Origin of the sequence: Mucilaginibacter lappiensis (genome assembly GCF_050433765.1) — a bacterium.
In the GTDB taxonomy this organism is placed as follows: domain Bacteria; phylum Bacteroidota; class Bacteroidia; order Sphingobacteriales; family Sphingobacteriaceae; genus Mucilaginibacter; species Mucilaginibacter lappiensis_A.
In genome coordinates, this window is record NZ_JBNPWP010000014.1 from 79650 (window position 1) to 91955 (window position 12306).

General features: G+C 40.0%; 13 protein-coding genes and 1 pseudogene. 8 read left to right on the forward strand and 6 right to left on the reverse strand.

Annotated features, from left to right (window positions below; translation table 11 throughout):
• The first annotated feature begins 614 nt into the window (after positions 1-614).
• From M2273_RS28850 to M2273_RS28880, 7 genes are all read left to right on the forward strand, one after another.
• On the forward strand, positions 615-1331 hold the full coding sequence (locus M2273_RS28850; RefSeq protein ID WP_429401539.1) for a hypothetical protein: 717 nt from the start codon (positions 615-617) through the stop codon (positions 1329-1331).
• Between the two features lie 49 nt (positions 1332-1380).
• Positions 1381-2232: an alpha/beta hydrolase gene (locus tag M2273_RS28855; protein WP_429401646.1), complete on the forward strand. Its 852-nt coding sequence runs from the start codon at positions 1381-1383 to the stop codon at positions 2230-2232.
• 24 nt (positions 2233-2256) lie between these two features.
• Positions 2257-2754, forward strand: coding sequence for an RNA polymerase sigma factor (locus M2273_RS28860; protein WP_429401540.1), 498 nt, complete (start codon positions 2257-2259; stop codon positions 2752-2754).
• Positions 2755-2765: 11 nt separating this feature from the next.
• Entirely contained in the window at positions 2766-3458 is a 693-nt protein-coding gene (locus M2273_RS28865) for a hypothetical protein (RefSeq protein ID WP_429401542.1), read from the forward strand.
• Positions 3459-3702: 244 nt separating this feature from the next.
• Complete coding sequence (locus M2273_RS28870; RefSeq protein WP_429401543.1) at positions 3703-4935, forward strand: acyltransferase family protein; 1233 nt, start codon at positions 3703-3705, stop codon at positions 4933-4935.
• The gene (locus tag M2273_RS28875) at positions 4932-5966 is read left to right on the forward strand and encodes a sensor histidine kinase (protein WP_429401545.1); all 1035 of its coding nucleotides are present in this window, start codon (positions 4932-4934) and stop codon (positions 5964-5966) included. Before M2273_RS28870 ends, M2273_RS28875 begins: the two co-directional genes overlap by 4 nt.
• Positions 5956-6651 (forward strand): LytR/AlgR family response regulator transcription factor, encoded by a 696-nt coding sequence (locus tag M2273_RS28880; protein WP_429401547.1) that lies wholly within the window; start codon positions 5956-5958, stop codon positions 6649-6651. The genes M2273_RS28875 and M2273_RS28880 overlap by 11 nt, the downstream gene beginning before the upstream one ends.
• A 361-nt stretch (positions 6652-7012) precedes the next feature.
• On the opposite strand, the gene M2273_RS28885 is transcribed toward M2273_RS28880, so the two are convergent.
• Positions 7013-7342, reverse strand: coding sequence for a winged helix-turn-helix transcriptional regulator (locus tag M2273_RS28885; protein ID WP_429401549.1), 330 nt, complete (start codon positions 7340-7342; stop codon positions 7013-7015).
• A 132-nt stretch (positions 7343-7474) separates the two neighbouring features.
• Between M2273_RS28885 and M2273_RS28890 the strand changes: the two genes are divergently transcribed.
• On the forward strand, positions 7475-8344 hold the full coding sequence (locus tag M2273_RS28890) for an SDR family oxidoreductase (protein WP_429401551.1): 870 nt from the start codon (positions 7475-7477) through the stop codon (positions 8342-8344).
• A 439-nt stretch (positions 8345-8783) separates the two neighbouring features.
• Here M2273_RS28890 and M2273_RS28895 read toward each other — a convergent pair whose 3' ends face one another.
• From M2273_RS28895 to M2273_RS28915, 5 genes and pseudogenes are all read right to left on the reverse strand, one after another.
• The gene (locus tag M2273_RS28895) at positions 8784-9200 is read right to left on the reverse strand and encodes a nuclear transport factor 2 family protein (RefSeq protein ID WP_429401552.1); all 417 of its coding nucleotides are present in this window, start codon (positions 9198-9200) and stop codon (positions 8784-8786) included.
• 75 nt (positions 9201-9275) lie between these two features.
• A pseudogene (locus M2273_RS28900) lies at positions 9276-9887 on the reverse strand (NADPH-dependent F420 reductase); the annotation flags it as partial.
• Between the two features lie 67 nt (positions 9888-9954).
• Positions 9955-10713, reverse strand: a complete 759-nt coding sequence (locus M2273_RS28905) for an SDR family NAD(P)-dependent oxidoreductase (protein ID WP_429401554.1) — start codon at positions 10711-10713, stop codon at positions 9955-9957.
• 451 nt (positions 10714-11164) lie between these two features.
• Positions 11165-11749, reverse strand: a complete 585-nt coding sequence (locus M2273_RS28910; protein WP_429401556.1) for a Crp/Fnr family transcriptional regulator — start codon at positions 11747-11749, stop codon at positions 11165-11167.
• Between the two features lie 321 nt (positions 11750-12070).
• Entirely contained in the window at positions 12071-12274 is a 204-nt protein-coding gene (locus tag M2273_RS28915; RefSeq protein ID WP_429401557.1) for a hypothetical protein, read from the reverse strand.
• Between the last annotated feature and the right edge of the window lie 32 nt (positions 12275-12306).

Here is a 12306-nt window from a genome sequence, read left to right on the forward strand (position 1 = left end):
GAGGGTCGCTGGTTCGAGCCCAGCCTCAGGAACAAAAGCTTCGCATGTTTGCGGGGCCTTTTTTTAAATAAAAATGGCCCCTTTACGAAAGTAGAGCGGGTTTCTTTTTATAGATTCAATCTACGAACATATTAGCGATTTCAATTTTAAGATTCCCTTGGGGTAAAAGAATTGGTTTATCCGCAAGCTCTAAATGGTTTTTGGCTTTTAAAGAGAGTGATCTGCGTTGAATTTCTTTGACATCAGCTCCGGTAGCTGCAAACAAATGTTTAGGAAATTGAATCTGTACCGTTACAGATAATACTTTCAGATTCTTGAAGTAACCTATAATAGCATCCTATTCAAAAGGAAAGCTTTGTCCTTTGCAAATATGTTTTCGCGACAAGCCAATGTGAAAGGCTGGCCTTTAACTTCCAACACAACATCAACCTTTACTTTATCTTTCTTAGGGCAGAAGCATTTTTAATTAGCCAGTTTTCCATTCTTATTATGCCAAAAAAAAATAAAACTGGAAAAAACTGTGATATTTTAATACCCTGTGCGAATCATATATCAAAACAAAAACAAGGAAGCCGAAAACTAAATAGAGTAGGCATTATTTCAAATCTAAAAAAATGAAAAAAATAATTTTATCTGCTGCCGTTTTGGTGCTTTCTGTTGGTACTCTCCTGGCTCAGTCTGTTGACGAAATAGTTACCAAAAACCTAAACGCTATCGGCGGCGTTGCGAAACTTCATGAAGTTAGATCTTTGATCATGGAAAACACCGTAAAAGTGCGGGGACTGGAAATTGAAAACCTGACAACCGTGTTAGTGGGCAAGGCCGTGAAAAGTGATTCAAAAATTATGGGGAATAATTTGGTACAGGCGTTTGACGGTACTACGGCATGGGCAATTACACCGATAATAATGGGCGGTAATGGTGAACCCCAGGTAATGCCTGAGGAGACGTCTAAAAGTGTTATTAACCAGGTCGACCCATTTCCTTTGTTAGATTATGCAAAAAAAGGCACCGTGTTAGCGCTTCTGGCTCCTGAAAAAGTAAAAGATAAAGATGCATACCATTTGAAAATATTCCCTAAGAGTGGTGCGGAATCTGAAGTATGGATAGATGTTGCGACTGGTCTGATATCAAAATTCAAAACTATTCAAAACGGACAGGTAGTTGAACTATTCTTTTTGAATTATAAAGAAATCGAAGGAATAAAATTCGCCATGAGTTCGGAAACTTCAAACCCTATGGCTGGTACTGTTTCTATTGAAACCAAAACAGTCAAACTAAATAATGCCATAGATGAGGTAATTTTTAAAATGCCCGGCACAAAAAATTAATGTCATGAAAAAGGTAAATTTAATAGTTGTAAATATGATCTTCATTGCTATGTTGAGCTTATGTTCTGAAAAATCGGAAGGGCAAAATTTATACCCCGCCCCAATTCGGGGAATAAAAATACATAGCATTAAATCAGCTTTCAATCATAAGACGTACCAGTTAGGTGTTTTGCTTCCGAAAAACTATTCAGAACAAGACACTTTACATTACCCCGTTTTATACGTTTTAGATGGCAAATTTTCTTTTAACGGTATGGGTTCCATTCGGGACGTGATGGATTTAGGTAAGGAAATCAAAGACATAATTATCGTAAGTATTGAAGACAGCTGCACTACGGATGCCGATTGGCTTGCAAGCCGGAATAATGACTTTACTCCGTCAAGTATGCCGCAAGTTGATACACTTACGTCAAAAATTATGAACATTCCGGAAGGAAAACTAAAATCAGGCGGCGCCGAATTATTTCTTAACACCCTGCAAAATGATATGATCCCATTTATTGAAAAACACTATAAAACCACCAACGACCGTGGCTTATCGGGGCATTCACTTGGAGGGCTGTTTGCAGGCTATTGCCTTCTGAAAAAGCCGGGCCTATTTAAAAGATATGGCATAAACAGCCCTTCTTTTTGGTGGAATAATAGTGAAATGGTACGAATTGAGAATGATTATGCCAGCCATCATTCGGAACTGACCGCCAAGGTGTTCTTCTCGGTTGGCGGCTTTGAAGATGCCAATATGATTGCCTCTTTCAATGCTTTTACAAATGCGATGAAAAGTCATGATTACAAAGGGTTATCGGCTACAGTAAAGATATTTGACGGTGAAACGCATCTGTCGGTAGTACCCGCATGCAGCAGCAGAACGTTAAAAGTATTATATGGTACCAATGTTAAATAAATACAACCTAAAATAAACCAGGAAATGATGACCAGGGACCAGGAATTCACAAGGCTTATAAGGGGAAATAAAAGAATAATTTACAAAATCTGCAACTCCTATTGCTCCGACAAAGACGATAAGGATGACCTGGCACAGGAAATTATTTACAACTTATGGAAATCGTTTAGCAGTTTTAAGCCTGAATTTAAATTTTCAACGTGGATGTACCGCATCGCGCTGAACGTAGCAATATCTTTTTATCGCCAGGAAAAAAAGTTCAAAAATCATGATCCTATTTCGGAAGGGCTGATTGTTTTTGAAGAAACGTCGACGGACAAAACTGAAGTGGAAAAAAATCTCCACCTATTGCAGGATTTTATAAATGAACTGAAAGAAATCGACAAAGCAATTATCCTGCTGTATTTAGACAATAAATCGCATCGGGAGATTTCGGAGATCACGGGCTTTACAGAAACAAATGTGGCCACTAAGATCAACCGGATCAAAGACAAACTAAGGACAAATTTTTCAAACAAATAAAATTAGAAATCATGGAATTAGATGAGTTAAAAGAGACCTGGCTTTCAAACGATATAAAATTAGAGCAAAGCCTAAAACTGAACGAGGAAAGCGTAGCATTGATCCAGGTTAAAAAGGTGGCATCAAAACTTGCACCATTGTATCGACAAAGGGTGATCGAGTGTATATTTCATTCAATCGCAATCATATTATTAATTGGCTTTCTATTTAAAAACATTTCTGAATTTCCTTATGCAATGTCGGCAATTGCACTATCGGTTTTTTACCTGACTACTTTGAAAAATGCCATAAAGCAAATTAATTTAATAAGGGATATGGATTTTAGTAAAGACTTGGCGACCATGCAAAGTTCACTGGTAATGCTGCAAACGCATATTATTAATTATGCCAAATTATCTGTGCTGTTTATCCCCACGTTTTTAGCATACCCAACAATTTTAACAAAAGTCATTAAGGACTTTGATATTAAGGCCTTGGCTGAATTTGATATTATAGCAAAATCAAACGGAAGCTGGTGGACTTTAGAAATGGTGGCTTTAATTATTTTAGTACCACTGGGCATTTGGTTTTATAACGAAGTAACCTATAAAAATATGGACAAGAAGTGGGTGAGGGACTTCATTCAGAGATCATCAGGGACAAGAGTAACAAAGGCTTTGGAATTTTTGAAAGAATTGCAGGATTTAAAACATGAAATTATCTGACAGAAAGGAGCCCCCTAAGGGACGCTTTTCGGACCTATACATTAAGCAGCCGCAATTCGCTTAAGAATTTTAATTCCTCTAAGATTTGGTTCGAATTCCGTCCAGGTCTGGGGGCTTCGAACATTTTTTATAATTTAAGATTATGATACTAAACCTGTCTGTTGGTCACCATAAACCGTCCTGTGGTCAAAATGTTTTCAAGCGGCGTTCAGCAAATCGCTTCCTTTGAACTTAAACAGATCACATGGAAACCACACAACGACAAACCTACCTCGACTGGCTCAGGATACTATCCATCTTAGGTGTCTTACTCTTTCATTCGGCCATGCCCTATGCGAGTGATATGGGCTGGCACATTAAGAACCACGAAACCAGCAACCTGATGATGGAATCGAACCTGTTTATGCATCTTTTTCGGATGCCGTTACTCTTTTTTATATCGGGTACGGTAAGCTATTACATGATGCAGCGACGCTCTACTTTAAGCTTCATCGGCTTGCGCTTCCGTCGGCTTTTTATACCCCTGTTGGTTGGTGTGTTCATCATTGTACCGCCGCAGATCTATATGGAACGTTTAACCACTGGTTTCAAAGGAAGCTATTGGGATTTTTACAAAACGGTATTTGGTTTTATACCGTATCCCAAAGGCAGCTTGGGCTGGAACCACCTATGGTTTATTGGATACCTGCTCATTTACGACCTACTGTTTGCACCGCTGTTTGCCTGGCTGGTATCAACTAAAAGTAACAGATTTAAACAAAAACTCTCCTTACTGGCAAACGATAAATGGGTCTATGTGCTCATGGTGCCCGGCGTTGTGTGGTTTGGATTATTGGCTGCAAAATTGCCCGAGACCAATAATTTGGTAGATGATGGCTGTTATTTTGTGTACTGGCTGCTATTCCTACTTGCGGGATTTATTTGCATCCTACAGCCCAAACTGATGGACAGTTTGGAACGTAACCGACATTTCGCGCTTACAATTGGCTTTCTCAGTCTGGTTGTATGGGAATATATGCGCTGGAATAAAATTGAGCCGGGATATTCCGGCTGGCATTTTGAAAATGCGATTTTCTATTACCTGTTTACCTCATTACAAGCCATTATAGGCTGGGCATGGGTGCTGGCGCTGATTGGCTATGGTAAGCGGTATTTAAACCGTCCTCATCACTCGCTTAATTATTTGAACCAGGCTGTTTACCCGTTTTATATCCTTCATCAAACAGTTATTGTGCTCGTTTCGTTTTACATTGTTCAGGTATCCAATGAGAGCATCCTGTCAAAATATATTTACACGGTTGGCATAACCTTTTTCATAACGGTGCTTACGTATCACCTGCTTATCAAGCCTTATGCACCTATGCGTTTTCTTTTCGGTATGAAACCGTTGGATAAACCCAAAAAGGCTGAACCGCCGCAGGCAGAAATAAAACCAGCCATAGCTCTTTCTTTATTAGATTTGGAGCATAAGACATGAGGTTTTTCCAGAAATATATTTTTCCTGCTTTATATGGGCTGCTGATCTATTTTACGATCAGGCTATTACATGATACTGAAGTTAACGAACGTTTTTGGGAAAGGCGTTTATTTGTAAACGCTGTTGAAATTACCTGCTCGGTGATCATTGGTTACACGCTGGTTTACCTGTTCGGTATACTTTTCAGGAATTTTGATAGACGGCGACCGGTGCAGCTAAACTACGGTAATGTGGTGCGTGAGTTGGCGATAGTAGTCGGCACCAACCTGTTACTGGTCAATGCGATATATGTTCCAATGGATATTGCTCTCCATTGGAACTGGATCTCATTAGTGGACATTATCGACATTAATATGATCCCTACCTTATATGCCGTAATTTATTACGGCATTACCCGCAGCAGCACCTGGCTAAAAGCTTATGTGGACAATAAGATGCAACTGGAAAAAGTAACCAATGACCACTTGCGGACCGAACTTAAATTTTTAAGGTCGCAGTATCATCCTCATTTCCTTTTCAATGCCCTTAATACCATTTATTTCCAGATCGATGATGATGCATCCGGCGCGAAAAGAAGCATTGAAAAGTTTTCAGACCTGCTGCGCTATCAGCTATATGACCAGCAGCACCAAGTTCTGGTAAGCCAGGAGATCGGATATCTGCAAAGTTTCATCGAGCTGCAAAAGATCCGCAGCAGTGAGCGGCTCAGCCTGCAAATCGTTTTCCATCCGGAATTGAAGGAACAGCTGGTATATCCGCTACTATTTCTCCCATTGGTCGAAAACGCGTTTAAGTTTGTTGGCGGTGACTATAAGTTATCTATCGAGGCTGGTCTGGACGATGAATTTATCATCCTTAAAGTCGAGAACACGATATCCTTAACCAGAAAAAAAACGAATAAAGCAAGTGGTATCGGTTTAGAAAATTTGAAACGACGGCTCGATCTCCTTTATTCTGGCAGGCATCAATTGACAATAAATGATAACAGCCAGATTTTTACGGCTGAATTAAAAATTCCTTATGAAAAATAAGATCAGTTGTGTTATTACCGATGACGAGCCGTTGGCACGTAAAGGGTTGCGGGGTTATGTCGATAAAACAGATTTTCTGGAACTTAGGGGTGTTTTTGAAGACGCTTTCCAGTTGAGTGAATTTATGAGGGCAAACCCGGTAGACCTGCTTTTCCTCGATATTCAAATGCCGGATTTCACAGGTATTGAGTTCTTGAAAACGCTCAAAAATCCGCCAAAAGTCATCTTCACAACGGCGTTTGAGCAATACGCCATTGAAGGTTTTGAGCTGGAGATTATGGATTATTTATTGAAACCGATATCTTATGAGCGTTTTTTAAAAGGCGTTTCGAAGGCCCAAGCTTATTTTAATTCTAAAAAACAACCGGATAGCTACCTGGATTACCTTTTCGTTAAGGTAGATGGCAAACTGGAAAAAATAGCGTTTTCTGATGTGCTGTTCATTGAAGGAATGGAGAACTACGTGGCTATTCATCTACCAAACAAAAAATTGGTAACTCATATGACTATCAAAGCTTTGCTGGAAAAATTGCCAAAGGATAAGTTTGCGAGAACACACAAGTCATATTTGGTGGCCTTTGACAAAGTGGAAAGTATAGAAGGAAATAATCTTTTCATTGGAAAACATAAAATACCCGTTAGCAAATACTTAAAAAATGAAGTATTATCTAAAATAATGCGATAGAGTAAAAGACATTTACTGCAATACCAGTTTGTTCATATGGGGTTTAGGACTTTGTAGAAGTCTTTATTGAATTAACTTAATTCAGCCTTAAAATAAAAAGGGATGAAGCTATTGTCTTAAACAGTCAGAAGAAGAATTCCGCAATGTGCTAATGGTAAGCGCCTTTTGTAATTTTATAGTAAGTGTCAATCAGCCCGTAAGAAATCGAATCCATTTATACGAGTGGTAACTCGTTTAAAATCTTCAATTGTTCTACTATGTGGTTCGAATTCTGTCCAGTCTGGGATCACAGGTCAGTGCTTACATTTTCGATTCAAGTTAATAGTGCTTCAGAATCTCAGTTAAATGGCATAAAAATCAATCATTTTACTTTAATTGATCGGGCGTTCAATACCATTTCCTGACCCCAAGTTGCCATATGTATCAATAAAGGCCTAACGCTTTTCCCCAACTCAGTTAAGGAGTATTCTACACGGGGCGGTATCTCCTTGAATTCCTGGCGGCTGATCATTCCATCCGCTTCCAGTTCTTTCAGTTGTTCACTCAACACTTTCCGGGATATTAAAGGCATCCGTACAGCTATTTCACCAAAGCGTCTGGTATGGTCCGACAGATTGTAAAGGATGATCGGTTTCCATCTTCCACCGATCATAGTTATCGTCGCCGTAACCGGACAAGGGGTATTTTCCATTTTATTTTCCATTAGTCACTTTTAGGTTACCACTATTTCCCATTGTTACCAAAAGGTAACAGTTACTTTTTGAAATCACCATTAGTAACTTTGTGTAACAAAAGTAATTAATAAATATAAATTTAATAAATTATGATCTTAGTAACAGGTGCAACAGGGCATTTAGGAAATGCAGCAATCCAATCACTTTTAGAAAAAGGTGTTTCGGCCATTGAAATAACCGCTTTGGTAAGAGATGAAAACAAAGCAGTAAATTTGAGTGAAAAAGGTGTTCAGCTAAAAACAGGAAATTACAATGACTACGATTCGCTTGTAGATGCCTTAGAGGGTGTAGACAAGCTCTTCCTGATCTCTTCGAATGATGTGACGGCAGATACGCTTGCGCAACATAAGAACGTAATCAACGCCGCTAAGAAGAATGGTGTACAGCACATCCTTTATATCAGTCAGGAAATTAACGACGATGAAAGAACAGCCATTCCATTCGTGATCAAGGCACACAGGGGTACTGCCGAATATATCAAACGGTCCGGATTTGCCTATACTATCTTTAACGACACGCTTTACGCTGACTCGATCGACAAGTTTGCCGGAGAAGGATTTTTAGAGAAGGGTATCTTCTTTCCCGCCGGTGACGGCAAGGTTCCCTTTGTTCCCAGAACGGATATTGGCGAAGCGGCAGCTGTAGTGCTGACGACTCCCGGACATGAGAACAAGACATACGCGATCACCGCCAATACCGCTTATTCGTTCGAAGATATCGCAGGCTTCCTGACTGATATTACCGGTAAAAAGGTGCCCTATCTGAAGCCTGACCTGGATACTTACAGCAATGCACTTAGCAATGCCGGCGTTCCGAAAGAGGTTGTCGGATTCTTAGGCGCGTTCTCTACTGCTATAAGTAATGGTGAATTCGATACACAGAAAAGTGATCTTGAATATTTACTGGGAAGAAAACCAACGGAATTAAAGAAGTTCCTTAAATATACTTATGGTAAATAAGTTGCGGAAAACGGGATAGACTTATAGAACGGCGGACCATTTAAGTTGGTAGGCCTTTTTTCCATCACTTGCTTAATGGGACAGGTATCATATGCGCTAATAATCCAAAGCAGTACTTTGTGCTTATTAGATAAAATACATTTGCTTTTTTCAATAGTCAAGCCTATATTTTCCAGATAGAAGGCTTGACTATTTAATGACAAGAGTTCTGTGTCAAATAAAATCGAGTTTGCTTGTCGTTTCAATGTTATTCAATAGCTTCAATTGTTCCACTAATTGGTTCGAATTCTGCCCAGTCTGGGGATCATTCTCTTGCTTAAATCTTTTATTTTTTGATTTTCAGCATCTCATTAATGGAAAAAATCCCTGTTTCCGGGCGAAGCAGGGATTTTAAAGAAATTATACTTTTGTAAAATTATTAATGCCCTATCGGTGAAACCTAAACCTGCGGCTTTTCGGAAGCTCGCGCCATTGCTTGCGTGTCGACATACTCCCTAACGTTAGTCACTTTGCCATTTTGAACGGTAATGGCAATAACAAAATGGTCCTCGAACTTTTTATTCGTAGCTTTAACCCTCCCTGTGCTGAAGCCAATAACCAGAACCCGGTTTCCCTGCCCTACAAATTCTGGGGCCTCCGGGAATGACGTTTCCAGCTTTTCGGTGGACTTCTGAATTAAATCCAATAATCCAGGGTGCCCGCGCCGCGTACCAGCCAGCGGCCAGTCCTCTCCCGGAGTTATCCACTCAATATCTTCGGCCGCAAGCGTCAGCAAGCCTTGCTCATCACCCCGGCCAAATGCTGCAAATAAATCCTCCACCATTCGGATATTATCCCGTGTTTCTTTGTCTTTCATTTTCCATTAATGAATTAAAAAATTTATATCCCATCTGAGCAGGAAATTTGCTTGCCTGTGCCTCTGTGCAGTTTTTTAAAGTTTAATAAAATTCTGACTATTTAGCGGCCATCTAAACTGCTGTAATTTCCCACCGGCTGCAAGCGTGCCGAGGTCGATGGGCACAAAGCCAATTTTACTGACAATTTCACTCACGATAGCTTTCGAATTTTTATCGTCGCCGGAAATAAAAAGAACCCTTTTCCCGTTTCCAACAGCCGGATTTTCGGCAAGTACCTTTGCAAAGAGGGTGTTAAAAGCTTTTACAACTTTTGCGCCAGGTAAATAATTTTGAACAACTTCACTTGATGCCAGTCCGTCGTCTTCAATTCCGTCACCTTGTTCAAAACGATTGGAAGCGTCGATCACGATCTTTCCGTTCCAGTCCGTGAGTTTTGTAAGATCTTTGATATTTGGCCAGGGTACTGCTATCAAAACAATGTCCGCTGCAGCAGCTTCGGCCGCTGTTACAGCTTTTGCTCCGGTTCCAAGTTGTGAGACAACACTGGTAAGTGTTTCAGGTCCCTTGCTATTGCTGATCAAAACCTGACAACCATTTGCCAAAAATTGAGTGGCTGCGGCTTTGCCGATATGCCCGGCGCCAAGGATGCCTATTAATTTCATAGTGTAATTCTTAATATATTTACTATATGGTTTGGTAAACCACCGTTAACCATAGATATGATTAACTGACTTTAATTTTTAGCTTTTCGAATTAAAAACCATACATACCACCCGAAACTGAAATTTGCTCTCCTGTGATCCACGCTGCGTCATCGGAAGCCAGAAATACTGCCGCTTTCGCAATATCTGCGGGTTGTCCCCTGCGTCCAAGGGGTGTTTTTTCAACAAATATCTTTTCGTACTCACTGCCTGCAGTAACGCCCGCGCTGGCTGCACCTTCCGTATCCGTAGCGCCCGGCAAAATAGAATTGATGCGAACGTTTTTTGCACCCAGTTCTTTCGACAAAGCAATGGTGAAGGCATCTAATGCAGCTTTCGTTGATGAGTATAAGGAGGCATTCGGAAGTGGGTATTTACTGGCACCCGAACTGATATTGATGATGTTTCCGCCCCTATTGCCAAAAAGTTTCAAAGCTGCCTGGATAGTCAGGATTGGCCCAAGCACATTAACGCTAAAGCTTTGATGAAAAGCCTCTACCGATATCTGTTCAATAGGTGCGTATCCTTGCGAAACTGCATTATTGACTAAAACATCCACAGTGCCGAAAGCTGTCTTCGCTTCTTCGAACAACCTGGTTACATCAGCCTTCTTAGATACATCGGCCTGTACTGCAATGGCTGTGCCTCCATTGTCGGTTATGGCTTTCACTACTTTATCTGCGCCCTCTTTGCTTGAGGCATAATTTACTACAACCTTTGCGCCTGCTGCAGCAAAGTGTTTGGCGATAGCTGCACCTATACCTTTGGAAGCACCGGTAACTACCGCTACCTTGTTTTCTAATTTACTCATGATTTTTATTATTAATTATATTCAAATCCTCCAGGTTTTTTCCGTTCTGAAGCACAATCAAAGATGCTGTATCATAACGAACTGCATGCTGACGTGAATCATTAAATACACCCGATAAATGTCACCTCAAAGTGTTGACTTAAATCAAAAAAATATGGTAACTGATTATAAAATAGGCATTTAAGGCAGCAGTGAAAAAATCAAAGATGTAGATCGTCTGAAAGAACACAACGGCCTATATTCCATTGTTGAGCACTGTTTCCTATCCAGGGAAGTATAGTGTTGGCAAATTACGAATTGGCGTTCAAAGTAGAAGTAATTGACAAATTACCCTTGCGAATCCAGACATTGATCAGGCAGATTTTTTTATTATCTTGGGAAGAGAAGATTCCCGGTCGATTCAACTTAACAGGACATTTGTATAATAGCGAAGCCTGAAATTGCTAACGAACTATTTTAAAGCGTTTTTCTTTATCCTGCTCAAAGTTTCAGATGATAAACCAAGATACGAAGCAATCATATTTTGCGGGAAACGCTGTAGAAAAGAAGGATAATCGCTAATCAATTCCTCGTAGCGCTCTTCAGCCGAATAGCTAATATTCTGTATTCTTTTCTGGGTTGCAATGGTGTTGTTTTGACTGATCACGTTCGACATCGCTGAAAAGGCAGGGATTTGCTTCAAAAACTCCTCAATTTCCGCATTGGTTGATTGCAGAATATCCAGATCCTCCAGCGCTTCAATATTAAAGCGACTTGGCGTTAACCGGTAAAAACTTTCAAAATCGGCCAGCCACCAATTTTCGACCGCTAATTTCAGGATATGTTCATGTCCTTTTTCATCTACCGTAAAAGTTCTGGCGGAGCCCTTCACAATAAACCCAATATATTTGCATACGTCTCCTTCCTGTAAAAAGTATTGCCGCTTTCGGAGTTTTCTGGATATGAAATGTGCTGTCAACAAATGCTTATCATCCTCGGAAAGCACTTTGCCTGATATTTTTTGAATGTAATCGAAAAACGCTTCAAAATTGGACATTGTACAAATATATAATTATGCGCAATTTACTCAAGCTGCTGCTAAAAGACTAAAATTTATTTAGTTGCATTGCCTGCATGATACTTAAATACTATATGTCACATTTTCTTTTTTGGTAATTTGAGTGAAGCAACAAATAATCCCTGCTTCGAGTTTTACCGCTTTACACTATTCTTATACCGAAATTATATTGGAAACTATTCGTGGAGCAGCGTTGGAATTTACGGCATAAAAAAAGGCGTAAGCTAAGGTGTAGTTTCAGCTAATATTCTTAAGCTTTCGACAAGCTGGGTCGAATTCTGCCCAGTCAGGGGACGAAATCTAAGTTCCCGAGACTGGGCTCGCAAGTTTATTACCGTTGGTTTTGATGATGCCTTCATCTTCGTTATCTGACAATATAGAATAAGTACTTCCCATAATGATCAACTTTTGACCAGTGTAATTTTCGGGTGGAACGACATTTCCGCCTATCTCTTGGTGAACCGGTACCCATTCGCTGTCGGGCGTGTTTTGTTTGCTTTTCATTATCCTGCAAAGATTAAGTATTAGCAAACTAC